The organism is Streptococcus mitis (assembly GCF_002096855.1).
Taxonomy (GTDB): Bacteria; Bacillota; Bacilli; order Lactobacillales; family Streptococcaceae; genus Streptococcus; species Streptococcus mitis_Y.
Map to the genome: position 1 here is coordinate 149031 of NZ_NCVH01000031.1, position 24647 is coordinate 173677.

A 24647-nucleotide genomic window follows, 5' to 3' on the forward strand; every position below is an offset into this window, starting at 1 on the left:
GCTAATTTTTATATAATATTGTTAAGGACTTTAAATCAAAAAGGAGTTTCATTATGAAGAAGAATCGTAAAGCTAAAAAGTGGCAATTGTATGCAGCAATCGGTGCTGCCAGTGTAGTTGTATTAGGTGCTGGGGGGATTTTGCTCTTTAGACAACCATCTCAGACCGCGGTAAAAGATGAGCCTACTCATCTTGTTGTTGCCAAGGAAGGAAGCGTGGCATCCTCTGTTTTATTGTCAGGGACAGTAACAGCAAAAAATGAACAATATGTTTATTTTGATGCTAGTAAGGGAGATTTAGATGAAATCCTTGTTTCTGTGGGCGATAAGGTCAGCGAAGGACAGACTTTAGTCAAGTACAGTAGTTCAGAAGCCCAGGCGGCCTATGATTCAGCTAGCCGAGCAGTAGCTAAGGCAGATCGTCATATCAATGAACTCAATCAAGCACGAAATGAAGCTGCTTCAGCTCAGGCTCCACAGTTGCCAACGCCAGCAGGAGGCGAAGGAGCTGCAGGGCAAACTCCAGCTCCAGTCTCAGGAAATGCAGTGTCATCTATTGATGCGCAACTAGGTGATGCTCGTGATGCTCGTGCAGATGCAGCAGCACAATTAAGTAAGGCTCAAAGTCAGTTGGATGCCATGACGGTTCTCAGTACCTTAGAGGGAACTGTGGTCGAAGTCAACCGCAATGTTTCTAAATCTCCAACTGGAGCTAGCCAAGTGGTAGTGCATGTCGTAAGTAATGAAAACTTGCAAGTTAAGGGGGAACTATCTGAATATAACCTTGCCAACCTCTCTGTAGGACAAGAAGTAACCTTTACTTCTAAAGTTTACCAAGATAAGAGCTGGACTGGTAAGATTAGCTACATTTCTGACTACCCTAAAAACAATGGTGAAGCGGCAAGTGCAGCTACTGCCGCAGCAGGTGGTAATTCTGGTTCTAAATATCCATATACTATCGATGTTACAAGTGAAATCGGTGATTTGAAACAAGGATTCTCAGTAAGTGTTGAGGTCAAGAATAAGAGTAAAGCCATTTTGGTTCCTCTAACAAGTGTTGTGACTGAAAATGATAAGAACTATGTCTGGGTGCTTGACGAGCAGAAAAAGGCTAAGAAAGTGGAAGTTGGTTTGGGCAATGCTGATGCAGACAACCAAGAAATCACTTCAGGTCTGACAAATGGAGTCAAGGTCATCAGTAACCCAACGTCTTCTCTAGAGGAAGGAAAAGAGGTGAAGGCTGATGAAGAAACTAATTAGTCTAAAAAATATCTGCAGAAGCTACCGTAATGGTGACCAAGAACTGCAGGTTCTCAAAAATATCAACCTAGAAGTGAATGAGGGTGAATTTGTTGCCATCATGGGACCATCTGGTTCTGGTAAGTCCACTCTAATGAATACGATCGGCATGTTGGATACACCAACCAGTGGAGAGTATTATCTTGAAGGCCAAGAAGTGGCGGGACTAGGTGAAAAACAACTAGCCAAGGTCCGTAACCAACAAATCGGATTTGTCTTTCAGCAGTTCTTTCTTCTATCTAAACTCAATGCTCTACAAAATGTGGAATTGCCCTTGATTTACGCGGGAGTTTCATCTTCAAAACGGCGCAGGTTAGCTGAGGAGTATCTGGATAAGGTTGAATTGACAGAACGCAGTCACCATTTGCCTTCAGAGTTATCTGGTGGTCAAAAGCAACGTGTAGCTATCGCGCGTGCCTTGGTAAACAATCCTTCTATTATCCTGGCGGACGAACCGACAGGAGCCTTGGATACCAAAACAGGGAATCAAATTATGCAACTATTGGTTGACTTGAACAAAGAAGGAAAAACCATTATCATGGTAACGCATGAGCCTGAAATCGCTGCTTATGCCAAACGCCAGATTGTCATTCGAGATGGAGTTATTTCATCTGATAGTGCTCAGTTAGAAAAGGAGGAAAATTAAGATGCAGAATCTAAAATTCGCCTTTTCATCTATCATGGCCCACAAGATGCGCTCTTTTCTTACTATGATAGGGATTATCATTGGTGTGTCATCGGTTGTTGTGATTATGGCTCTAGGTGATTCCATGTCTCGTCAGGTCAATAAAAACATGACCAAGTCACAGAAGAATATCCATGTTTTTTTCTCACCTATTAAAAGTAAAGATGGCTCTTTTACCCAAAAACAATCAGCATTGACAGTTTCTGGGAAAGAAGAGGAAGTTCCTGTGGAACCACCAAAACCACAAGAAGCTTGGGTAAAGGAGGCTGCTAAAGTTAAAGGGGTGGACAGTTACTATGTAACCAATTCAACAAATACCACCTTGTCTTATAAAGACAAAAAAGTGGAGCGCGCTAGCTTGACAGGTGGAAATATTACTTACATGAAGGCGGTTGAAAATGAAATTGTTGCAGGCCGCAGTTTCATAGCTCAGGATTATAAAGATGTGGCCAGTGTCATTTTGCTAGACCAAGAACTTGCTAATAGCCTGTTTGGATCTGCTCAAGAAGCTGTTAACCAGGTTATAGATGTTGGTGGCTTTAGCTATCGTGTCATTGGTGTCTATACCAGCGATGAGGCCAAGACTGCCAAGACTTTTGGTATTGGTGGACTTCCAATTACGACTAATATTTCTCTTGCCAACAACTTCAATATGGATGAAATTTCTGATATTGTCTTCCGTGTCAATGATACCAGTTTGACACCAACAGTGGGACCAGAATTAGCTAGAAAATTGACCGAGATTGCTGGTCTTCAGCAAGGGGAGTATCAGGTGGCAGATGCGACTGCAGCCTTCCAAGAAGTACAACAATTGTTCGGCTTTATAACTACGATTATTAGTGCCATTGCAGGAATTTCCCTTTTTGTTGGGGGGACTGGTGTTATGAACATCATGCTGGTTTCGGTGACAGAGCGTACTCGTGAGATTGGTCTCCGTAAGGCTTTGGGTGCGACACGTGCCAATATTTTAATCCAGTTTTTGATTGAATCCATGATTTTGACCTTGCTTGGTGGAGTTATTGGTCTAACCATTGCGACAGGCTTAACAGCTATAGCTGGTCTACTTTTGCAAGGATTGATAGCGGGTATAGAAGTGGGAGTATCAATCCCAGTTGCCCTATTTAGTCTTGCAGTTTCGGCTAGCGTGGGTATGATTTTTGGAGTTTTGCCAGCCAACAAGGCATCGAAACTTGATCCAATTGAAGCCCTTCGTTATGAATAGAATAAACAAGATGGACACTCGTCTATCTTGTTTTTGTATGGATTTCCCTATCGAAAATTCTTAAAAATGTGATATAATGAAGTGTTAGAAAAACAGGTTTCATTTGCCTGGAAAGGAAAAATTATGTCTGAAAAGAATTTTTATATTACAACGCCGATTTACTATCCATCTGGGAAACTTCATATCGGATCTGCCTACACAACCATTGCATGTGATGTCCTAGCTCGTTACAAACGCCTGATGGGCTACGATGTCTTTTATCTGACAGGTCTTGATGAGCATGGCCAAAAGATTCAACAAAAAGCAGAAGAAGCTGGCATCACGCCTCAAGCCTATGTTGACGGAATGGCAGTTGGAGTTAAAGAACTCTGGCAATTACTCGATATCTCATATGATAAATTCATCCGTACCACAGACGATTACCATGAAAAAGTGGTAGCGCAAGTTTTTGAACGCTTGCTAGCTCAAGATGATATCTACCTAGGTGAATACTCTGGTTGGTATTCAGTCTCAGATGAGGAATTCTTTACAGAAAGCCAGCTTGCGGAAGTTTTCCGTGACGAAGCTGGAAATGTAACCGGCGGTATCGCACCATCAGGTCACGAGGTTGAATGGGTTTCAGAAGAATCTTACTTCCTTCGCCTCAGCAAATACCAAGACCGCTTGGTCGAATTTTTCAAATCACATCCTGACTTCATCACTCCAGATGGTCGCCTTAATGAAATGTTGCGTAACTTCATTGAGCCAGGTTTGGAAGACTTGGCAGTTTCTCGTACAACCTTTACATGGGGTGTGCCAGTGCCATCTAATCCAAAACACGTTGTCTATGTTTGGATTGATGCCCTTCTTAACTATGCGACAGCACTTGGTTACGGTCAAGACGAACATGGTAACTTTGACAAGTTCTGGAATGGAACAGTCTTCCACATGGTAGGAAAAGACATCCTTCGATTCCACTCAATCTACTGGCCAATCCTTCTTATGATGTTGGATATCAAATTGCCAGATCGTTTGATTGCTCACGGTTGGTTCGTCATGAAAGACGGCAAAATGTCTAAGTCTAAAGGAAATGTTGTTTACCCTGAAATGTTGGTAGAGCGTTATGGACTAGATCCACTTCGTTACTATCTCATGCGTAGCCTTCCAGTTGGTTCAGACGGAACCTTCACTCCTGAAGACTATGTCGGCCGAATCAACTACGAATTAGCCAATGACCTTGGAAATCTCCTTAATCGTACGGTTTCTATGATTAACAAATACTTTGATGGACAAATCCCTGCCTATGTAGAAGGTGTAACAGAGTTTGATAATGCTCTTGCTCAAGTAGCTGCTGAATCTATCGCTGATTACCATACACACATGGAAGCAGTTGACTATCCACGTGCTCTTGAAGCAGTCTGGACTCTTATCTCTCGTACTAACAAATACATCGACGAGACAGCTCCATGGGTCTTGGCTAAGGATGAAGCTCTCCGTAACCAATTAGCAAGTGTTATGAGCCACTTGGCAGCTAGCCTTCGTGTTGTCGCTCATTTGGTTGAACCGTTTATGATGGAAACCAGTCGCGCAGTCTTGACTCAACTTGGTTTAGCAGAAGTTGCTAGCCTTGAGAACTTGAGCTTGGCTGACTTCCCAGCAGATGTGACTGTAGTTGCCAAAGGAACTCCAATCTTCCCACGTCTGGATATGGAAGAAGAAATCGCCTATATCAAAGAACAAATGGAAGGTAACAAGCCAGCTGTTGAAAAAGAATGGAATCCAGATGAAGTCGAACTCAAACTAAACAAGGAAGAAATCAAGTTTGAAGACTTTGACAAGGTTGAAATCCGTGTCGCAGAAGTCAAAGAAGTTTCTAAAGTAGAAGGTTCTGATAAGTTGCTTCAATTCCGCTTAGATGCTGGTGATGGTCAAGATCGTCAAATTCTTTCAGGAATTGCAAAATACTATCCAAATGAACAAGAATTGGTCGGCAAGAAAGTTCAAATCGTTGCCAATCTCAAACCTCGTAAGATGATGAAAAAATATGTCAGCCAAGGTATGATTCTATCAGCTGAACATGATGGACAATTAACCCTTCTCACAGTTGATCCAGCTGTACCAAACGGAAGTGTGATTGGGTAAAATAGAGGATCTATAATATTTGAATCTTTGTCTTGTTCCGTGGGTTTAAGAAGATAAAATGGAGTAAAATATAGTCAAAAAGCCGTTACAAAGCGGTTTTTTGTTATAATGAAGAGAAGAATGTTAGAAATCAAAGGAGAAAAATTTGATGAGATACATAACTCTTGGTCAAGATGACAAAGAATTATCAGAAATTGTTCTCGGAATGATGAGAATAAAAGATAAGTCTGTAAAAGAAGTTGAAGAGCTTGTAGAAACAGCACTTTCTGTTGGAATCAATGCTTTTGACTTGGCTGATATATATGGTCTTGGTCGTTGTGAAGAACTGTTAGGTCTTGTCCTAAAAAATCGTCCAGATTTAAGAGAAGAGATGTGGATTCAGTCCAAATGTGGCATTCGCATTGAAGAATTTACCTATTTTGATTTTTCTAAGGACTATATCATAAAATCAGTAGACGGAATTTTGCAAAGATTGAAGATTGATCATCTAGATAGTTTGCTTCTTCATCGACCAGATGCTTTGATGGAATCTGACCAAGTAGCAGAAGCCTTTGATCTCCTTTATAAACAAGGTAAGGTTCGAGATTTTGGAGTTTCTAATCAAAATCCTATGATGATGGAGTTACTTAAAAAAGATGTCAAGCAGCCGTTAGCTGTTAATCAGCTACAATTGAGTGCAGCTTTTACTCCAGGATTCGAATCAGGTTTTCATGTTAATATGGAAGATAGTCAAGCAGCTATGCGAGATGGCAGTATTTTTGAATATTGCAAATTACACGATGTGGTCATTCAAGCATGGTCTGTCTTACAATTCGGGTATTTTAAAGGGAATTTTGTTGGAAATGAGAAATTTCAAGCTTTAAATCAAGTACTTGATCGTTTAGCTATTAAATATGGAGTAACCTCTTCAACTATTGCCATTTCTTGGATATTGCGTTATCCAGCCAAAATGCAGGCAGTCGTAGGTACAACAAATCCTAAGCATTTGAGGGAAGCTAGCCAAGCGACAAACTTTAGCTTAACAAGAAAAGAATGGTATGAAATTTATCTTGCTGCAGGGAATAATTTGCCGTAAGTAGAAGCAGATGTAAATAAATCACAGTCAAAAAGCCGTTTCAAAGCGGTTTTTTTGTTATAATGAAGGGGAGAATTATTGATATTAAAGGAGAAAAACATGACATTTGAAGAGATCCTTCCTGGATTAAAGGCTAAGAAAAAATATGTACGAACTGGTTGGGGAGAGGCTGAAAACTATGTGCAGCTTTTTGACACCATCGAGCAAAATGGGGTTGCACTTGAAGTGACGCCCTATTTCCTAATCAACGTGTCTGGAGAAGGGGAAGGTTTTTCCATGTGGAGCCCGACACCATGTGATGTTTTGGCGACGGATTGGGTAGAAGTGCATGACTAGACGTGTATTGATTACGGGAGTAAGTTCAGGGATTGGCCTAGCTCAAGCTCGCCTCTTTTTAGAGAATGACTTTCAAGTTTATGGAGTTGACCAAGGTGAAAATCCACTCTTAGAGGGTGATTTCCACTTTTTACAGAGAGATTTGACCTTGGACTTAGAGCCTATTTTTGACTGGTGTCCTCAGGTGGATGTTTTGTGCAATACTGCTGGAGTTTTGGATGATTATAAACCACTCTTAGAACAAACAGCGCAGGAAATTCAAGAAATTTTTGAAATCAACTACGTTACTCCAGTAGAGTTGACTCGCTATTATTTGACGCAAATGTTGGAAAATAAAAAGGGGATCATCATTAATATGTGCTCCATTGCTTCTAGTCTAGCAGGTGGCGGTGGACATGCCTATACTTCTTCGAAGCACGCCTTGGCTGGATTTACCAAACAGTTGGCTCTAGATTATGCAGAAGCTGGGATTCAGGTCTTTGGTATCGCTCCAGGAGCAGTCAAGACAGCTATGACCGCTGCCGACTTTGAGCCAGGTGGCCTAGCAGACTGGGTGGCTAGTGAAACACCAATCAAACGCTGGATTGAACCAGAGGAAATAGCAGAGATAAGCCTTTTCTTAGCAAGTGGAAAAGCATCTGCCATGCAGGGACAAATTCTGACAATAGATGGTGGCTGGTCTTTGAAGTAGGGAGAATAAAGTTAATAAAAAGGAGCACCCATGACACCGCAAGAAATGTGGAATGCATATAAGAAAATCAACCCCTCTATAGGAGATGAAATCGATGCTTGGGCTTTTGGAGTGGAACCAGACCTTTTAGCAGATTTGGTTTTAAAAGGCGAAAAAAAAGCAACAGCATCAGCCTACGACCTTTATGCACTAGAAGCCGAGTCTCTTCCTCAAGAAGGAACTTTTGATGTCATTTTAGATAGTCAAAATCAGGCTGTCTGTATTGTCAAAATTACAAAGGTTTCTGTCCAGCCCTTCAATCAAGTTTCTGCTCAACATGCCTTTAAGGAAGGAGAAGGTGACAAATCCCTAGCCTATTGGCGTCAGGTTCATGAGGATTGTTTCGCCGAGTGGCTGAGAGAAGAAGGACTGACTTTTACACCTGACAGCAAGGTTGTTTTAGAAGAATTTCGCAAGGTCTACCCACTGTAGACTATTAGAAGGAAGAAAGTTTTGGAAATCGCCGTCCAATCCTTTTTTCTTAAGCAAAACATGATATAATAAGTTTGTTTGAAGAAGAGCTTTAGCTCTTAAACTTAGAATAGGAGAAAATTATGCAAGCAGTTGAACATTTTATTAAGCAATTTGTTCCTGAACATTATGATCTATTTTTAGACTTGAGTCGTGAGACCAAGACGTTTTCAGGGAAGGTGACCATCACTGGTCAAGCACAGAGTGATCGTATTTCCCTTCACCAAAAAGACTTGGAAATCGCTTCTGTAGAAGTTGCAGGTCAAGCTCGCCCATTTACAGTTGATCATGACAATGAAGCTCTTCATATTGAATTAGCTGAGGCTGGTCAAGTTGAAGTGGTTATCGCTTTCTCAGGAAAAATTACAGACAACATGACAGGGATTTACCCATCTTACTACACAGTTGATGGAGTCAAGAAGGAAGTCTTGTCAACTCAGTTCGAGAGCCATTTTGCGCGAGAAGCTTTCCCATGTGTGGATGAGCCAGAAGCCAAAGCAACTTTTGATCTAGCTCTTCGTTTTGACCAAGCTGAAGGTGAATTGGCCTTGTCTAACATGCCAGAAATCGATGTTGAAAACCGTAAGGAAACAGGTATCTGGAAGTTTGAGACAACACCTCGCATGTCTTCTTACTTGTTGGCCTTTGTTGCAGGTGATTTGCAAGGTGTAACGGCTAAAACTAAAAACGGTACCCTCGTAGGTGTTTATTCAACCAGAGCTCATCCACTATCAAACCTTGATTTCTCACTGGATATCGCTGTTCGCTCTATCGAGTTTTACGAAGATTACTATGGAGTTAAGTACCCGATCCCTCAATCTCTCCACATCGCCCTTCCTGACTTCTCAGCTGGAGCTATGGAAAACTGGGGTCTCGTGACCTACCGTGAAGTTTACTTGGTTGTCGATGATAACTCAACTTTTGCTAGCCGTCAACAAGTTGCCCTTGTTGTGGCACATGAATTGGCTCACCAATGGTTTGGTAACCTGGTAACTATGAAATGGTGGGATGACCTTTGGCTCAATGAAAGCTTCGCCAACATGATGGAGTACGTCTGTGTGGATGCTATTGAACCAAGCTGGAATATCTTTGAAGATTTCCAAACAGGTGGTGTTCCGTCTGCCTTGAAACGTGATGCGACTGATGGTGTTCAATCTGTTCACGTCGAAGTGAAACATCCAGATGAAATCAATACGCTCTTTGACGGAGCTATCGTCTATGCCAAAGGAAGTCGCCTTATGCATATGCTTCGTCGTTGGCTAGGTGATACCGATTTTGCCAAAGGTTTGCATGCCTACTTTGAAAAACATCAATACAGCAATACAATTGGTCGTGACCTTTGGGATGCTCTTGGTCAAGCGTCTGGACGTGATGTTGCAGCCTTCATGGATTCTTGGTTGGAACAACCTGGTTATCCAGTTCTCACTGTCAAAGTTGAAAATGATGTCTTGAAGATCTCACAAAAACAATTCTTTATCGGTGAGCACGAAGACAAGAACCGTCTCTGGGTTGTGCCACTAAACAGCAATTGGAAAGGCTTGCCTGATACACTCGAAACTGAAAGCATCGAAATCCCTGGCTATGCAGCCCTTCTTGCTGAAAACAAAACAGCACTTCGTCTCAACACTGAAAATACAGCCCACTACATTACCGACTATCAAGGAGATTTGTTGGATGCAGTTCTTGCTGACCTAGTTGAGCTTGATAACACAAGTAAACTGCAAATCGTCCAAGAACGTCGCTTGCTTGCTGAAGCAGGGCACATTTCTTATGCAGACTTGCTTCCAGTCCTTGATAAACTCGCTAAAGAAGAATCTTACCTTGTCGTTTCAGCTGTTTCTCAAGTAATTTCTGCCCTTGAGCGCTTTATCGATGAAGGAACAGAAGCTGAAAGAGCCTTCAAAGCCTTGGTTGCTAAATTGGCTCGTCATAATTATGACCGTCTTGGTTTTGAAGCTAAAGATGGCGAATCAGATGAGGATGAATTGGTTCGTCAGTTGGCCATTTCTATGATGATTCGCTCAAATGATGCAGAAGCTAGTCAAGCCGCTAGCCAAATCTTCGCAGCACACAAGGAGAATCTTGCAGGACTCCCAGCAGCTATTCGTTCACAAGTTCTCATCAATGAGATGAAACATCATGAGACTAAAGACTTGTTAGCACTTTATCTTGATACTTATACGCACGCAACAGATGCTGTCTTTAAACGTCAGTTGGCAGCAGCTCTTGCCTACAGTAAAGATGCGGACAATATCCAAACCTTGATTACTTCTTGGAAGGACAAATTTGTGGTCAAACCACAAGACTTGTCTGCTTGGTACTTCCAGTTCTTAAGCCATCAAGCAACTCAGGAAACAGCATGGTCTTGGGCTCGTGAAAATTGGGCTTGGATTAAGGCAGCTCTTGGTGGAGATATGAGCTTTGATAGCTTTGTTATCCTTCCTGCTCACGTATTTAAGACTCAGCAACGCTTGGCAGAGTACAAGGAATTCTTTGAACCGCAACTTTCTGACCTTGCTCTTAGCCGTAATATCGGTATGGGAATCAAGGAAATTGCAGCGCGTGTTGACTTGATTAACCGTGAAAAAGCTGCAGTGGAAGTAGTCGTTCTTCAATACGGAAATGCATAAATAAGCCTAAAATAAAAAGAAAACTCAGCTATCTCATGTAAAATGCAGAGAGTTGAGTTTTTTTTAAGGCAAATTTGGTATAATGGTTTTATTAAGGAGGAGTTTCTCATGATAAAAATCTTATTAGTTGAGGATGACCTAGGCCTGTCAAATTCAGTATTTGACTTTTTAGACGATTTTGCGGATGTCATGCAGGTATTTGATGGGGAAGAAGGACTCTACGAAGCTGAAAGTGGCGTCTATGATTTGATTTTGCTCGATTTGATGTTGCCTGAAAAAAATGGCTTCCAAGTCTTGAAAGAATTGCGTGAAAAAGGAATTACGACACCAGTTCTGATTATGACCGCCAAGGAAAGCTTGGATGACAAGGGACACGGATTTGAACTGGGAGCAGATGATTATCTGACTAAACCTTTCTACCTAGAAGAACTCAAAATGCGGATTCAAGCCCTTCTCAAACGTTCAGGTAAATTTAATGAAAACACCTTGACTTATGGAAATATTGTGGTTAATTTGTCAACCAATACCGTTAAGGTTGAAGATACTCCTGTCGAATTACTGGGGAAAGAGTTCGATTTATTAGTTTATTTCCTTCAAAATCAAAATGTTATTTTGCCTAAGACTCAGATTTTTGATCGTCTATGGGGATTTGATAGTGATACAACGATTTCAGTTGTCGAAGTCTATGTTTCAAAAGTCCGTAAGAAATTAAAAGGAACCACTTTTGCAGAGAATTTGCAAACCTTGCGCAGTGTTGGGTATATTTTAAAAGATGTTCAGTAAACTAAAAAAAACATGGTATGCGGATGATTTTAGTTATTTTATTCGCAACTTTGGTGTCTTCACTCTGATTTTCTCTACAATGACTCTGATTATTTTGCAGGTCATGCATTCGAGTCTCTATACTTCGGTGGATGATAAGCTTCATGGGCTGAGTCAAAATCCTCAAGCAGTTATTCAGCTTGCTGTAAATAGGGCAACAGAAGAGATTAAAGACTTAGAGAATGCCGCTACAGATACTAGTAAGACTGAGGTGAAACCAAATGTCAGTTCTAACACAGAAGTCATTCTTTTTGATAAGAATTTTACCCAGCTCCTTTCTGGAAACCGATTTTTGGGCTTGGATAAGATTAAGTTAGAAAAGAAAGAACTAGGTCATATCTATCAGATTCAGGTTTTTAATAGCTATGGACAAGAAGAAATCTATCGCATGATTTTGATGGAAACCAATATCAGTTCGGTTTCAACCAATATCAAGTATGCGGCTGTCTTGATTAATACCAGTCAGTTGGAGCAAGCCAGTCAAAAGCATGAGAAATTGATTGTGATTGTAATGGCAAGTTTCTGGATTTTGTCTTTACTTGCCAGTCTCTATCTAGCTAGGGTCAGTGTTAGGCCCCTGCTTGAGAGCATGCAGAAGCAGCAGTCCTTTGTGGAAAATGCCAGTCATGAGTTACGAACTCCACTTGCAGTTTTGCAAAATCGTTTAGAGACCCTTTTCCGTAAGCCAGAAGCTACCATTATGGATGTGAGTGAAAGTATTGCATCGAGTTTGGAAGAAGTCCGAAATATGCGGTTTTTGACGACGAACTTGTTGAATTTAGCTCGGAGAGATGATGGGATTAAGCCGGAACTTGCAGAAGTTCCAACCAGTTTTTTCAATACGACTTTCACAAACTATGAGATGATTGCTTCTGAAAATGACCGTGTCTTTCGTTTTGAAAATCGTATCCATCGCACGATTGTCACAGATCAGCTTCTTTTGAAACAACTGATGACTATCCTATTTGATAATGCCATCAAATATACCGAAGAAGATGGTGAAATTGATTTTATGATTTCAGCGACTGATCGTAATCTTTATTTGCTAGTTTCCGACAATGGAGTCGGTATTTCAGCAGAAGATAAGAAGAAAATTTTTGACCGTTTTTATCGAGTGGACAAGGCTAGAACCCGTCAAAAAGGTGGTTTTGGTTTAGGTTTATCCCTAGCCAAGCAAATTGTAGATGCCTTAAAAGGAACCATTACTGTTAAAGATAATAAACCAAAGGGAACAATCTTTGAAGTGAAGATTGCCATCCACACACCATCTAAAAAGAAAAAATAAAAATATCGCTCCAGTTGGGGCGATATTTTGGATTTATCTTCTACGTTTTCGTTTGATAATAGACCGTTGAACTTTTAAAACAAGTAAGCTGGATCCGATTGCTGCGGCAAAGGCAAGAGCAGGTGATAATTTTAATGCTAAAAAGATAAAACTAAAGATAGCAATACAGATACAAAAAACAGCGATATTAACAAAAAATAGGATTTCCTTGAGATTGGCATCAGATTGTGCTTCAGGTGTATAATCTTGATAGCGAGGAACCTGCTGGCTTAATTCTTCTTGGTAGTCTACCTCATAGGATTGTAATTTTCTTACGGGCATTATTCTCTCCTTAACAGTACATACCTATTTTATCATTTTTTCAGCAGAGAATTATTACAGAAAGGTTACAATAAGAATAAAGTCCCTTTTCATTTTTAAAGAATGGCTGATTTTCCAGAAATGTGGTATAATTTTTCTTATGGAAAAGATTATCATTACAGCAACTGCTGAAAGTATTGAACAAGTTAAACAACTGCTCGAAGCTGGCGTAGATCGTATCTATGTCGGTGAGAAAGATTTTGGCCTTCGTCTGCCAACAACCTTTAGTCATGACCAATTGCGTGAAATTGCTAAGCTGGTTCATGATGTTGGTAAGGAATTGATCGTTGCGGTTAACGCCCTCATGCACCAAGATATGATGGATCGTATCAAGCCTTTCTTAGACTTTTTGGAAGAAATCAAGACAGACTACATTACGATTGGGGATGCAGGTGTCTTTTACGTAGTCAACCGCGATGGTTATTCCTTTAAGACCATCTATGATGCTTCAACTATGGTGACAAGCAGTCGTCAGATTAACTTCTGGGGACAAAAAGCTGGCGCATCTGAGGCTGTTTTGGCGCGTGAAATTCCATCTGCTGAACTTTTCAAAATGCCAGAGATTTTGGAAATTCCTGCTGAAGTTTTGGTTTACGGAGCTAGCGTTATCCATCATTCTAAACGTCCGCTCTTGCAAAATTACTATAACTTTACGCACATCGATGATGAAAAGACGCGCAAGCGTGATCTCTTCTTGGCTGAGCCAAGTGACCCAGAGAGTCACTATTCCATTTTTGAAGATAATCATGGAACCCACATTTTTGCCAACAATGACCTTGATTTGATGACAAAATTGACAGAATTGGTAGAGCATGGTTTTACTCACTGGAAATTAGAAGGTCTCTATACACCTGGTCAGAACTTTGTTGAGATTGCAAAACTCTTTATCCAGGCACGTAGTTTGATTCAAGAGGGCAACTTTAGCCATGACCAAGCCTTCTTGCTGGATGAAGAAGTCCGTAAACTTCACCCTAAAAACCGTTTCCTTGATACAGGATTCTATGATTACGATCCTGATATGGTTAAATAAAGTAAATGGATAGTTGAGAGAAGGAAGATGAAAACATTTCTTCTCTCAATTTTTCTTATTCTCCAATATTTTCAAAAAATAAGTAGGCTAGGATGCTCTATTTACTAGGATTTTTAAGAAAAGTGACCTTCTTGAGTTTGAAAATTATTCTATGTTTGCAGGTGCCAAATGGCCCTTTTTTTGGTATAATTTTTTATAATGAAAACGATTGGTAATCGCTATGTTGTGGTGGATTTAGAGGCAACTAGCACAGGTAGTAAGGCTAAAATTATCCAAGTGGGAATTGTTGTGATTGAGGATGGAAAAATCGTCGATCACTATACGACAGATGTCAATCCACATGAACCCTTGGATGCTCATATAAAAGAACTGACAGGATTGACAGACCAACGTCTGGCGCAAGCACCTGATTTTTCGCAAGTTGCTAGAAAAATCTTTGACTTGGTGGAGGATGGGATTTTTGTAGCCCATAATGTTCAGTTTGATGCCAATCTCTTGGCGGAAAATTTATTTTTTGAAGGCTATGAGCTAAGAAATCCTCGTGTTGACACGGTCGAATTGGCTCAGGTCTTTTTCCCTGAACTGGAAAAATATAGTTTGCCGATATTGTGTCGAGAATTAGGAATTCCTCTTAAACACGCTCACACAGCCCTTTCAGATGCCCAAGCTACTGCGGAATTACTCTTATTTCTACGGAAAAAGATGGCCCAACTTCCTAAAGGACTCTTGGAACGCTTGCTGGAAATGGCTGACGCCCTCTTATATGAGTCTTACCTGGTTATTGAAGAAATTTATCGTAGCCAATCTATCCTGAGTTCTCCAGACTTGGTCGAAGTTCAAGGACTGTATTTCAAGAAAACTGGAGCTCCCCTGGAGCCACGAAAACTATCCCAAGATTTTTCTAAAAATATTTCTCTGTTGAATCTTGAAGTGAGGGAGGAGCAAGATAGTTTTGCTAGAGAGGTTGGCTTGCTATTGAAAGATGAGCCTGTCTCATTAATTCAAGCACCGACAGGGATTGGGAAAACCTATGGCTATCTCTTACCCGCTTTATCTCAAGCCAAAGAGCGTCAAATTGTTCTTAGTGTTCCGACAAAGATTCTTCAAAATCAGATCATGGAAGAAGAAGGTAAACGTCTTAAGGATGTGTTCCATATAGATATTCATAGTTTAAAGGGACCACACAATTATCTGAAGTTGGATGCCTTTTATCGTTCCTTGCAGGAAAATGATGAAAATCGCTTATTTAGACGCTTTAAAATGCAACTCTTGGTCTGGCTGACTGAGACAGAGACAGGAGATTTGGATGAAATTGGTCAACTCTACCGTTACCAACATTTTCTAACAGATCTTCGTCATGACGGGAATTTATCATCTCAAAGCTTATTTGTGACGGAAGATTTTTGGAAACGTAGTCAAGAAAGGGCACAAACATGCAAGCTTTTAGTGACTAATCATGCCTATCTTGTAACTAGACTTGAAGATAATCCTGAATTTGTTAGTGACCGTTTATTGATTATTGATGAAGTCCATAAAGTTTTGTTGGCTCTAGAAAATCTGCTTCAAGAGACCTACGATATCCAGTCTATTATTGATTTGCTTGATAAGGCTTTACTGGAGGAGCAAAATAAGGTCCAGCAACGAATACTAGAAAGTATTCGCTTTGAGTGCCTCTACTTGATAGAACAATTTCAGTCTGGCAAATCTAGGAAAAATATCTTAGATTCTCTGGCCAATCTCCATCAGTGTTTTTCAGAATTAGAGGTAGAAGGCTTTGGGGAACTGGTCCGCTATTTTACAGCTGATCGAGATTACTGGCTTGAAGCAACTGAAACGAGTCAAAAGAAAATTCAGATTTCTTCTACAAAATCAGGCCGTATTCTTCTGTCTTCCTTAGTGCCTGATTCATGTCAAGTCTTGGGAGTGTCGGCCACTCTTGAGATTAGTCAGAGAGTTTCTTTGGCAGACCTTTTGGGTTATCCCGAAGCCAAATTTGTTAAGATTGAAGCTGGTAAAAAACAGGATCAAGAAGTGGTCTTGGTCAAAGATTTCCCTCTGGTAACAGAAACCTCCTTAGAAGTCTATGCCAAGGAGGTAGCTGATTTGCTAGTGGAAATTCAAGCTTTCCAGCAACCGATTTTAGTTCTCTTTACTGCTAAAGACATGCTTCTAGCAGTATCGGATTTACTTCCAGTTAGCCACTTGGCCCAGTATAAAAATGGGGATGTTCATCAGCTTAAGAAACGCTTTGAAAAAGGTGAACAACAAATCCTGCTAGGTGCAGCAAGTTTCTGGGAGGGGGTTGATTTTTCAAGTCATCCTTTTGTGATTCAAGTTGTACCAAGACTTCCTTTCCAAAATCCTCAAGAGCCCTTGACGAAAAAGATTAATCAGGAACTGAATCAGGAAGGAAAAAATGCCTTTTATGATTATCAGTTGCCAATGGCCATTATTCGTTTAAAGCAAGCTTTGGGAAGAAGTATGAGACGCGAACACCAACGTTCCTTAACTCTTATTTTGGATAGGAGAATTGTTGGAAAGCGATATGGCAAACAAATTGTGACTTCTCTAGCAAAAGAAGCGACCGTTAAAACCGTCTCTCGATCCGAAGTTGATGAGGCTATTGATAAATTTTTAAATGAACTTTGATAAATAATATTGTATGAAAGTATAAGGTTAGTATATATGAAACGTTCTCTCGACTCTAGAGTCGATTATAGTTTGCTCTTGCCAGTATTTTTTCTACTGGTTATTGGCGTGGTGGCTATTTATATAGCTGTTAGTCATGATTATCCAAACAATATTTTGCCCATTTTAGGGCAGCAGGTCGCCTGGATCGCCTTGGGGCTTGTGATTGGTTTTATCGTCATGCTCTTTAATACTGAATTTCTTTGGAAGGTGACACCCTTTTTATATATTTTAGGCTTGGGACTTATGGTCTTGCCGATTGTCTTTTATAATCCAAGCTTAGTTGCATCAACGGGTGCCAAAAACTGGGTATCGGTAAATGGTGTTACCTTGTTCCAGCCGTCAGAGTTTATGAAGATATCCTATATCCTCATGTTGGCTCGTGTGATTGTCCAGTTTACCAAAAAACATAAGGAATGGAGACGCACAGTTCCGCTGGATTTCTTGTTGATTTTCTGGATGATTCTCTTTACCATTCCAGTCCTAGTTCTTTTGGCACTTCAAAGTGACTTGGGGACGGCTTTAGTTTTTGTAGCCATTTTCTCAGGAATCGTCTTGCTATCAGGAGTTTCTTGGAAAATTATTATCCCAGTTTTTGTGACTGCTGTAACAGGAATTGCTGGTTTCTTAGCTATTTTTATCAGCAAGGACGGTCGGGCTTTTCTCCATCAACTGGGAATGCCGACCTACCAAATCAACCGTATTTTGGCTTGGCTCAATCCTTTTGACTTTGCCCAAACAACCACTTACCAACAGGCTCAAGGGCAGATTGCGATTGGAAGCGGTGGCTTATTTGGACAAGGGTTTAATGCTTCTAATTTGCTTATTCCAGTTCGAGAGTCGGATATGATTTTCACGGTTATCGCAGAAGATTTTGGCTTTATTGGCTCTGTCCTTGTTATCGCCCTTTATCTCATGCTGATTTACCGTATGTTGAAGATTACTCTTAGATCAAATAACCAGTTCTACACCTATATTTCCACAGGTTTGATTATGATGTTGCTCTTCCATATCTTTGAGAATATCGGTGCCGTGACAGGTTTGCTTCCTTTGACGGGGATTCCCTTACCTTTCATTTCTCAAGGCGGATCGGCTATTATCAGTAACTTGATTGGTATTGGCTTGCTTTTATCGATGAGTTACCAGACTAATCTAGCTGAAGAAAAGAGCGGAAAAGTTCCATTCAAACGGAAAAAGGTTGTATTAAAACAAATCAAATAAGGAGAAAATCATGGTAAAAGTAGCAGTTATGTTGGCTCAGGGCTTTGAAGAAATTGAAGCTTTGACAGTTGTAGATGTTTTGCGTCGTGCAAATATTACTTGTGATATGATTGGTTTTGAAGAGCAAGTGACAGGTTCGCATGCCATCCAAGTAAGAGCAGATCGTGTTTTTGATGGTGATTTATCAGACTATGACATGATTGTTCTTCCTGGAGGGATGCCTGGTTCTGTACATTTGCGCGATAATCCGGCCTTGATTCAAGAGTTGCAAAGCTTTGAACGAGAAGGGAAGAAAATGGCAGCTATTTGTGCGGCGTCAATTGCCCTCAATCAAGCAGGGTTATTGAAAAACAAGCAGTATACTTGCTATGATGGCGTTCAAGAGCAAATCCTTGATGGTCACTACGTCAAGGAAACAGTAGTGGTAGATGGTCATTTGACAACCAGTCGAGGCCCCTCAACAGCCCTTGCCTTTGCCTACGAGTTGGTGGACCAACTAGGAGGAGACGCAGAGACTTTACGAACAGGAATGCTCTATCGAGATGTCTTTGGTAAAAATCAGTAAAACGGGAGTCAAACTCTCGTTTTTTTATGTGGAAAACTCAAGGAAATCATCGCTTTTTTCATAAAAAAATGCTATAATGAAGGGTATGAAATATCACGATTATATCTGGGATTTAGGTGGAACTTTACTGGATAATTACGAAACTTCAACAGCTGCATTTGTTGAAACATTGGCATTGTATGGCATCACACAAGACCATGACAGTGTCTATCAGGCTTTAAAGGTTTCTACTGATTTTGCGATTGAGACATTCGCTCCCAACTTAGAGAATTTTTTAGAAAAGTACAAGGAAAATGAAGCCAGAGAACTTGAACACCCGATTTTATTTGATGGAGTTTCTGATTTATTGAAAGATATCTCCAATCAAGGTGGCCGTCATTTTTTGGTTTCTCATCGAAATGATCAGGTCTTGGAAATTTTAGAAAAAACCTCTCTAGCAGCTTATTTTACAGAAGTGGTGACTTCTAACTCAGGCTTTAAGAGAAAACCAGATCCTGAGTCCATGATTTATTTAAGAGAAAAGTATCAAATTAGTTCAGGGCTTGTCATTGGTGATCGACCGATTGATATCGAAGCAGGGCAAGCTGCAGGACTAACTACCCACTTGTTTACCAGTATCGTGAATTTAAGACAAGTATTAGACATGTAAGAAAAAGGAATAAGATGACAGAAGAAATCAAAAATCTGCAGGCACAAGATTATGATGCCAGTCAAATTCAAGTTTTAGAGGGCTTAGAGGCTGTTCGTATGCGTCCAGGGATGTATATCGGGTCAACTTCAAAAGAAGGTCTTCACCATCTAGTCTGGGAAATTGTTGATAACTCAATTGATGAGGCCTTGGCAGGATTTGCTAGCCAAATTCAAGTCTTTATTGAGCCAGATAATTCGATTACAGTTGTTGATGATGGACGTGGTATCCCAGTCGATATTCAGGAAAAAACAGGTCGACCTGCCGTTGAGACTGTCTTTACTGTTCTTCACGCTGGAGGAAAGTTTGGCGGTGGCGGATATAAGGTCTCAGGTGGTCTTCACGGAGTGGGGTCCTCAGTTGTTAACGCCCTTTCAACTCAATTAGACGTTCATGTCCACAAAAATGGTAAAATTCATTACCAAGAATACCGTCGTGGTCATGTTGTCGCAGACCTTGAGGTGGTTGGAGATACGGATAAAACGGGAACAACAGTTCACTTTACACCGGATCCAGAAATTTTCACTGAAACAACAACTTTTGATTTTGATAAATTAAATAAACGGATTCAAGAGTTGGCCTTTCTAAATCGTGGTCTTCAAATCTCCATCACAGATAAGCGTGAAGGTTTGGAACAAACCAAGCATTACCATTATGAAGGTGGGATTGCTAGCTACGTTGAATATATCAACGAGAACAAGGATGTAATCTTTGATACACCAATCTATACAGACGGTGAGATGGATGATATCACAGTCGAAGTAGCCATGCAGTACACAACAGGTTACCATGAAAATGTCATGAGTTTCGCCAATAATATTCATACCCATGAAGGTGGAACGCATGAACAAGGTTTCCGTACAGCCTTGACACGTGTTATCAATGATTATGCTCGTAAGAATAAGTTACTGAAAGACAATGAAGACAACTTAACAGGGGAAGATGTCCGCGAAGGATTAACTGCAGTTATCTCAGTTAAACACCCAAATCCACAGTTTGAAGGACAGACCAAGACAAAACTGGGGAATAGCGAAGTGGTCAAGATTACAAATCGTCTCTTCAGTGATGCCTTCTCTGATTTCCTCATGGAAAATCCACAGATTGCTAAACGTATCGTGGAAAAAGGTATTTTGGCTGCGAAGGCTCGTGTGGCTGCCAAGCGTGCGCGTGAAGTTACCCGTAAAAAATCTGGTTTGGAAATTTCTAACCTTCCAGGAAAATTGGCGGACTGTTCTTCTAACAATCCTGCAGAAACAGAACTCTTCATCGTCGAAGGAGACTCAGCTGGTGGGTCAGCCAAATCTGGTCGTAACCGTGAATTTCAGGCAATCCTTCCGATTCGCGGTAAGATTTTGAACGTTGAAAAGGCAAGTATGGATAAGATTCTAGCTAACGAAGAAATTCGTAGTCTTTTCACAGCGATGGGAACAGGATTTGGTGCAGAATTTGATGTTTCAAAAGCTCGTTACCAAAAACTTGTTTTGATGACCGATGCCGATGTCGATGGAGCCCACATTCGTACTCTTCTTTTAACCTTGATTTATCGTTATATGAAACCAATCCTAGAAGCTGGTTATGTTTATATCGCCCAACCTCCAATCTATGGTGTCAAGGTTGGAAGCGAGATTAAAGAATATATCCAGCCAGGAGCAGACCAAGAAATTAAACTCCAAGAAGCCTTAGCCCGCCACAGTGAAGGTCGTGCCAAACCAACTATTCAGAGGTATAAAGGTCTTGGTGAAATGGACGATCATCAGTTATGGGAAACAACCATGGATCCCGAGCATCGCTTGATGGCTAGAGTTTCTGTGGATGATGCTGCAGAAGCAGATAAAATCTTTGATATGTTGATGGGGGATCGAGTAGAGCCTCGTCGTGAATTTATCGAAGAAAATGCCGTCTATAGTACACTTGATGTCTAAAAAATCGGGAGAAGTAGTTCCCTTGGTCTAAAAAATATGATATAATCATTACGATTGTTTCAAGTAAAAAAGGAGTTTAATATGTCTGATAGTCTAGTAGTATATCTTATAATTGCAATTGCAATTATATTGCTGATTTCATATGCTATAGCAATTTATGTACGGAAACGCAATGAAAGTAAATTAGCAATTTTAGAAGAGAAAAAAGAAGAGCTGTACAATCTTCCAGTTAATGATGAAGTTGAAGCTGTAAAAAATATGCACTTGATTGGACAAAGTCAAGTGACTTTCCGTGAATGGAACCAAAAATGGGTTGACCTATCTCTTAACTCTTTTGCCGATATCGAAAATAATCTTTTCGAGGCAGAAGGTTATAACAATTCATTCCGTTTTTTTAAGGCTAGTCATCAAATTGACCAAATCGAGAGCCAAATTACCTTGATTGAAGAAGATATTGCGGCAATTCGCAATGCCTTGGCAGATTTGGAGAAACAAGAATCTAAAAACAGCGGTCGTGTTCTTCATACCTTGGACTTGTTTGAAGAGTTGCAACACCGAGTGGCTGATCATTCTGAAGAATATGGCCAAGGTTTATCTGAAATCGAAAAACAATTGGAAAATATCCAATCAGAGTTTTCTCAGTTTGTTACTTTGAACACTTCAGGTGACCCAGTAGAAGCTGCTGTGATTTTGGATAATGCTGAAAATCATATCTTGGCTTTGAGTCACATTGTTGACCGCCTGCCAGCGATTGTAAAAACATTATCTAAAGAGCTACCTGATCAATTGGAAGATTTGGAGGATGGTTACCGTAAGCTTTTAGATGCTAACTATCATTTTGCTGAAACGGATATTGAATCTCGCTTCCAATTGCTTTATGAATCTTTGAAGAAAAACCACGAAAATATTGCACAATTAGAGTTGGATAATGCTGAGTATGAAAATACTCAAGTTCAAGAAGAAATCAATTCACTCTATGATATCTTTACACGAGAAATCGCTGCTCAAAAAGTAGTAGAAGGCTTAGTTGCAACTCTTCCTACATATTTGAAACACATGAAAGATAGTAATGCTGTTTTAGTGGAAGATATTCAACGATTGAGTAACAATTACCTACTATCTGAAACGGATGTTAGTCATGTTCATAGATTACAAGCTGAGTTAGAATCTTTAGAAGAATCTGTATTGGAACTAACTTCTGAACAAGAGGAACATTCTGAACCTTATTCATTCCTTGAAGAACGTTTGGAAAACTTACAAGCTACTTTGAAGGAAATTGAAGATGAACAAGTTGAGGTTAGTCAACGTCTTGCTCAGATTGAAAAAGATGATATCAATGCTCGCCAGAAGGCAAATGTTTATGTTAATCGTCTTCACACAATTAAGAGATATATGGAAAAACGCAATCTTCCAGGTATTCCTCAGAATTTCTTACAGTTGTTCTTTACAGCAAGTAACCATACTGAAGAGTTGATGGCTGAACTAGAAGAAGCTCGGGTCAATATAGAAGCTGTGAACCGGATGCTTGAAATTGCAACAAATGATATAGAAGCACTTGAAGAAGAAACCTATAATATTGTTCAATATGCAACGTTGACAGAACAATTGCTACAGTATTCGAACCGTTACCGCTCATTTGATGAACGAATTCAAGAAGCCTTTAATGAATCATTAGAAATTTTTGAAAAAGAATTTGATTATCATGCTTCATTTGATAAGATTTCGCAAGCTTTGGAAGTTGCAGAACCAGGTGTAACCAACCGTTTTGTCACTTCATACGAAAAAACACGTGAGACGATTCGTTTCTAACATAATAAAAAAGATTTGGTTCTGTGGTAAGCAGCACCAAATCTTTTTTATTTATTTATTTATTGTTTTTAAAAATGCCCAGTTACCAATTGATTTTGATCCGTATTCTAGATCCATAAAGTCCAGTAATACATAATCGTTTTTTTCGTAGAATGAGACATTTCTAGCTGTACTAGTTATGAGTCCCAAGTGTTTACAGCCTTTTGATTTGACATAAGGTTCAATCCCTTGTGTCAGAAAAGTACTGCCTATTCCCTGCCCCTTACTTTCTATATTGACAGCTAAGGGCATCAAATACCAATCAAACTCTCCAGATTTTTCTAAATGCTTTTTGGAACGTTTTACAAAGTCAAAGTATTTAAGGAGATTTTGTGGTCGAATGTAGCGAAAAATGTTTGTTCCTCCATTTCGTAGATAGGATAGTATACAGAAATCTTTTTGTTGCAAAAGGGCGACTGCAAGTAAGTCTCCATCCTGTTCCGCAATTAAACAGTTTCCCTTCTTAATATAGACTCTAGTAAGCAGAATTTGCAACGTTTCTACAAAAGCAGGATAGGAGTCAGGTTTCTTCAAATCATCAGTTATAATCGTTAAAAAGGGATAGTCAAGAAAGGAATTGGCTAATAATTTTCCAATTTTTTCGCTTTCTTCAATTCTTGCCTCTCTATATATGATGTCTCCCATGTTTGTCTCCTTAATTATCTACAAAATCTTGTATGACAAGATTTTATAGATAAAAAATTGGAGATGATTTAAAAAGCTAAATAAACCTAATTTTGTTCCATAAGGTTCAAAGCACTTTCTAATCTCTCCAAGATTTTATTTGGTTGGAATCGAAATTCCAATTAATTTTTCTGAATAGAGGGTTTTGATATTGGCCTCATCAATAGAGTCCTTATCAATTTTACGTTTCAAGAAAAATTCTTGAATAGCTTCGATTTCAGGTTCTCGAATAGCGCGGTGTTTGTTTGAGATGAGGATTTCATAGTGAAGCGGAGCTTGGGTAAAAATAACATCGGTATTCCCTGCAGAATAGACCTCAACAAGGGTTGCGTCTGTACTTTCTAGCTGGCTTTTAACAAGTTGCGAGTGTGAGTTTGTCGTATTGATTAGCTTCATAACATTTCCTCCGATTTTCTAATTCTATTATAGCACTTTTTGAATAAAGTGGCTGGATTTAGTCAATCTTATGCTGTTTTTTCCATGATTGGATTGCCCATTTATGGCTACCACGTTTGAGATTTTCAATAGCTTCATCAATAGGGAACCAGGCAATATGATTAAAGTCTTCTAGTGGCTTTTGCACTTCTTTGAAAGAAGTTGCTTCATAGAGGTAGGCAGGATTGTAGTAGTAGGTGTCACGATGACGAGAGTAGAAATATTCGTCAGCTTGTCCGTAATAGGCACCAATTTCAGCTGTGAAGCCAAGCTCTTCAATCAATTCACGTTTTAGGGCTTCCTGATGGTTCTCACCAGCTTCAATTTCGCCACCTGGTAGGAACCAAGCGCCATTGGGTGCTTGAACAAGAACAATTTGTTTTTGTTCAGCATCAGGTATAACTGCATATACGCCATAGCGTGAAACATAGTCTGTATTCGCTTTTTTTTCTCCGAAAGTTGGGTTTGCCATTGCATTTTCCTCATTATCTATTATCTTTATTATTATCTTAATGGACAAAGGCCTAGCTG

22 protein-coding genes are annotated in these 24647 nt (G+C 40.0%); 18 read left to right on the forward strand and 4 right to left on the reverse strand.

Annotated features, from left to right (window positions below):
• Positions 1–50: 50 nt before the first annotated feature.
• The 11 genes from B7698_RS06055 (at position 51) to ciaH (ending at position 12675) form a co-directional block, all read left to right on the forward strand.
• A complete protein-coding gene (locus B7698_RS06055; RefSeq protein ID WP_192855119.1) occupies positions 51–1259 on the forward strand; it encodes an efflux RND transporter periplasmic adaptor subunit in 1209 nt (402 codons plus the stop codon).
• Positions 1243–1944 carry an ABC transporter ATP-binding protein gene (locus tag B7698_RS06060; RefSeq protein WP_084864984.1) on the forward strand — a complete coding sequence of 234 codons (702 nt, stop codon included), beginning with the start codon at positions 1243–1245 and terminating at the stop codon, positions 1942–1944. Before B7698_RS06055 ends, B7698_RS06060 begins: the two co-directional genes overlap by 17 nt.
• Before the next feature lies 1 nt (position 1945).
• A complete protein-coding gene (locus B7698_RS06065) occupies positions 1946–3205 on the forward strand; it encodes an ABC transporter permease (RefSeq protein ID WP_084864985.1) in 1260 nt (419 codons plus the stop codon).
• A gap of 123 nt (positions 3206–3328) precedes the next feature.
• The gene (gene metG / locus B7698_RS06070) at positions 3329–5326 is read left to right on the forward strand and encodes a methionine--tRNA ligase (protein WP_084864986.1); all 1998 of its coding nucleotides are present in this window, start codon (positions 3329–3331) and stop codon (positions 5324–5326) included.
• Between the two features lie 148 nt (positions 5327–5474).
• Entirely contained in the window at positions 5475–6401 is a 927-nt protein-coding gene (locus B7698_RS06075; protein WP_084864987.1) for an aldo/keto reductase, read from the forward strand.
• A gap of 99 nt (positions 6402–6500) precedes the next feature.
• Positions 6501–6737 (forward strand): DUF2829 domain-containing protein, encoded by a 237-nt coding sequence (locus tag B7698_RS06080; RefSeq protein WP_084864988.1) that lies wholly within the window; start codon positions 6501–6503, stop codon positions 6735–6737.
• Positions 6730–7428 (forward strand): 3-oxoacyl-ACP reductase, encoded by a 699-nt coding sequence (locus tag B7698_RS06085; RefSeq protein ID WP_084864989.1) that lies wholly within the window; start codon positions 6730–6732, stop codon positions 7426–7428. Before B7698_RS06080 ends, B7698_RS06085 begins: the two co-directional genes overlap by 8 nt.
• A 30-nt stretch (positions 7429–7458) precedes the next feature.
• On the forward strand, positions 7459–7899 hold the full coding sequence (locus B7698_RS06090) for an ASCH domain-containing protein (protein WP_004256502.1): 441 nt from the start codon (positions 7459–7461) through the stop codon (positions 7897–7899).
• 122 nt (positions 7900–8021) lie between these two features.
• Entirely contained in the window at positions 8022–10568 is a 2547-nt protein-coding gene (locus tag B7698_RS06095) for a M1 family metallopeptidase (RefSeq protein ID WP_084864990.1), read from the forward strand.
• A gap of 108 nt (positions 10569–10676) precedes the next feature.
• Positions 10677–11351, forward strand: a complete 675-nt coding sequence (gene ciaR / locus B7698_RS06100; protein ID WP_000590639.1) for a two-component system response regulator CiaR — start codon at positions 10677–10679, stop codon at positions 11349–11351.
• Positions 11341–12675 carry a two-component system sensor histidine kinase CiaH gene (gene ciaH / locus B7698_RS06105; RefSeq protein ID WP_084864991.1) on the forward strand — a complete coding sequence of 445 codons (1335 nt, stop codon included), beginning with the start codon at positions 11341–11343 and terminating at the stop codon, positions 12673–12675. Before ciaR ends, ciaH begins: the two co-directional genes overlap by 11 nt.
• Before the next feature lie 33 nt (positions 12676–12708).
• Here the strand turns inward: ciaH and B7698_RS06110 are convergent, their stop codons facing one another.
• A complete protein-coding gene (locus B7698_RS06110; RefSeq protein WP_049488701.1) occupies positions 12709–12996 on the reverse strand; it encodes a DUF3270 domain-containing protein in 288 nt (95 codons plus the stop codon).
• A 139-nt stretch (positions 12997–13135) separates the two neighbouring features.
• On the opposite strand from B7698_RS06110, the gene B7698_RS06115 reads away from it, so the two are divergent.
• The 7 genes from B7698_RS06115 to ezrA all read left to right on the forward strand — a co-directional run bounded on the left by B7698_RS06115 (position 13136) and on the right by ezrA (position 22958).
• Positions 13136–14065, forward strand: a complete 930-nt coding sequence (locus B7698_RS06115) for a peptidase U32 family protein (RefSeq protein WP_084864992.1) — start codon at positions 13136–13138, stop codon at positions 14063–14065.
• Between the two features lie 198 nt (positions 14066–14263).
• Entirely contained in the window at positions 14264–16714 is a 2451-nt protein-coding gene (locus tag B7698_RS06120) for a bifunctional DnaQ family exonuclease/ATP-dependent helicase (RefSeq protein WP_084864993.1), read from the forward strand.
• 36 nt (positions 16715–16750) lie between these two features.
• Positions 16751–17974 carry an FtsW/RodA/SpoVE family cell cycle protein gene (locus B7698_RS06125; RefSeq protein ID WP_084864994.1) on the forward strand — a complete coding sequence of 408 codons (1224 nt, stop codon included), beginning with the start codon at positions 16751–16753 and terminating at the stop codon, positions 17972–17974.
• A 10-nt stretch (positions 17975–17984) separates the two neighbouring features.
• Positions 17985–18539: a DJ-1 family glyoxalase III gene (locus tag B7698_RS06130; protein ID WP_084864995.1), complete on the forward strand. Its 555-nt coding sequence runs from the start codon at positions 17985–17987 to the stop codon at positions 18537–18539.
• An 85-nt stretch (positions 18540–18624) separates the two neighbouring features.
• Positions 18625–19188 (forward strand): HAD family hydrolase, encoded by a 564-nt coding sequence (locus B7698_RS06135; RefSeq protein ID WP_192855111.1) that lies wholly within the window; start codon positions 18625–18627, stop codon positions 19186–19188.
• 14 nt (positions 19189–19202) lie between these two features.
• Positions 19203–21149, forward strand: coding sequence for a DNA topoisomerase (ATP-hydrolyzing) subunit B (gene gyrB / locus B7698_RS06140; RefSeq protein WP_084864997.1), 1947 nt, complete (start codon positions 19203–19205; stop codon positions 21147–21149).
• An 81-nt stretch (positions 21150–21230) separates the two neighbouring features.
• The gene (ezrA, locus tag B7698_RS06145; RefSeq protein ID WP_001285178.1) at positions 21231–22958 is read left to right on the forward strand and encodes a septation ring formation regulator EzrA; all 1728 of its coding nucleotides are present in this window, start codon (positions 21231–21233) and stop codon (positions 22956–22958) included.
• Between the two features lie 51 nt (positions 22959–23009).
• On the opposite strand, the gene B7698_RS06150 is transcribed toward ezrA, so the two are convergent.
• The 3 genes from B7698_RS06150 to B7698_RS06160 all read right to left on the reverse strand — a co-directional run bounded on the left by B7698_RS06150 (position 23010) and on the right by B7698_RS06160 (position 24588).
• Positions 23010–23642, reverse strand: coding sequence for a GNAT family N-acetyltransferase (locus tag B7698_RS06150; RefSeq protein ID WP_084864998.1), 633 nt, complete (start codon positions 23640–23642; stop codon positions 23010–23012).
• 135 nt (positions 23643–23777) lie between these two features.
• A complete protein-coding gene (locus B7698_RS06155) occupies positions 23778–24077 on the reverse strand; it encodes a DUF1827 family protein (protein ID WP_000767189.1) in 300 nt (99 codons plus the stop codon).
• Between the two features lie 58 nt (positions 24078–24135).
• Entirely contained in the window at positions 24136–24588 is a 453-nt protein-coding gene (locus tag B7698_RS06160; protein WP_020902950.1) for an NUDIX hydrolase, read from the reverse strand.
• Between the last annotated feature and the right edge of the window lie 59 nt (positions 24589–24647).

Excerpts from the sequence above, each read along its gene's own strand:
- B7698_RS06060 (WP_084864984.1), top strand. The coding sequence starts at position 1,243 with ATGAAGAAACTAATTAGTCTAAAAAATATCTGCAGAAGCTACCGTAAT.
- B7698_RS06065 (WP_084864985.1), top strand. The coding sequence starts at position 1,946 with ATGCAGAATCTAAAATTCGCCTTTTCATCTATCATGGCCCACAAGATG.
- metG (WP_084864986.1), top strand. The coding sequence starts at position 3,329 with ATGTCTGAAAAGAATTTTTATATTACAACGCCGATTTACTATCCATCT.
- B7698_RS06075 (WP_084864987.1), top strand. The coding sequence starts at position 5,475 with ATGAGATACATAACTCTTGGTCAAGATGACAAAGAATTATCAGAAATT.
- B7698_RS06080 (WP_084864988.1), top strand. The coding sequence starts at position 6,501 with ATGACATTTGAAGAGATCCTTCCTGGATTAAAGGCTAAGAAAAAATAT.
- B7698_RS06085 (WP_084864989.1), top strand. The coding sequence starts at position 6,730 with ATGACTAGACGTGTATTGATTACGGGAGTAAGTTCAGGGATTGGCCTA.
- B7698_RS06090 (WP_004256502.1), top strand. The coding sequence starts at position 7,459 with ATGACACCGCAAGAAATGTGGAATGCATATAAGAAAATCAACCCCTCT.
- B7698_RS06095 (WP_084864990.1), top strand. The coding sequence starts at position 8,022 with ATGCAAGCAGTTGAACATTTTATTAAGCAATTTGTTCCTGAACATTAT.
- ciaR (WP_000590639.1), top strand. The coding sequence starts at position 10,677 with ATGATAAAAATCTTATTAGTTGAGGATGACCTAGGCCTGTCAAATTCA.
- ciaH (WP_084864991.1), top strand. The coding sequence starts at position 11,341 with ATGTTCAGTAAACTAAAAAAAACATGGTATGCGGATGATTTTAGTTAT.
- B7698_RS06110 (WP_049488701.1), bottom strand. The coding sequence starts at position 12,996 with ATGCCCGTAAGAAAATTACAATCCTATGAGGTAGACTACCAAGAAGAA.
- B7698_RS06115 (WP_084864992.1), top strand. The coding sequence starts at position 13,136 with ATGGAAAAGATTATCATTACAGCAACTGCTGAAAGTATTGAACAAGTT.
- B7698_RS06120 (WP_084864993.1), top strand. The coding sequence starts at position 14,264 with ATGAAAACGATTGGTAATCGCTATGTTGTGGTGGATTTAGAGGCAACT.
- B7698_RS06125 (WP_084864994.1), top strand. The coding sequence starts at position 16,751 with ATGAAACGTTCTCTCGACTCTAGAGTCGATTATAGTTTGCTCTTGCCA.
- B7698_RS06130 (WP_084864995.1), top strand. The coding sequence starts at position 17,985 with ATGGTAAAAGTAGCAGTTATGTTGGCTCAGGGCTTTGAAGAAATTGAA.
- B7698_RS06135 (WP_192855111.1), top strand. The coding sequence starts at position 18,625 with ATGAAATATCACGATTATATCTGGGATTTAGGTGGAACTTTACTGGAT.
- gyrB (WP_084864997.1), top strand. The coding sequence starts at position 19,203 with ATGACAGAAGAAATCAAAAATCTGCAGGCACAAGATTATGATGCCAGT.
- ezrA (WP_001285178.1), top strand. The coding sequence starts at position 21,231 with ATGTCTGATAGTCTAGTAGTATATCTTATAATTGCAATTGCAATTATA.
- B7698_RS06150 (WP_084864998.1), bottom strand. The coding sequence starts at position 23,642 with ATGGGAGACATCATATATAGAGAGGCAAGAATTGAAGAAAGCGAAAAA.
- B7698_RS06155 (WP_000767189.1), bottom strand. The coding sequence starts at position 24,077 with ATGAAGCTAATCAATACGACAAACTCACACTCGCAACTTGTTAAAAGC.
- B7698_RS06160 (WP_020902950.1), bottom strand. The coding sequence starts at position 24,588 with ATGGCAAACCCAACTTTCGGAGAAAAAAAAGCGAATACAGACTATGTT.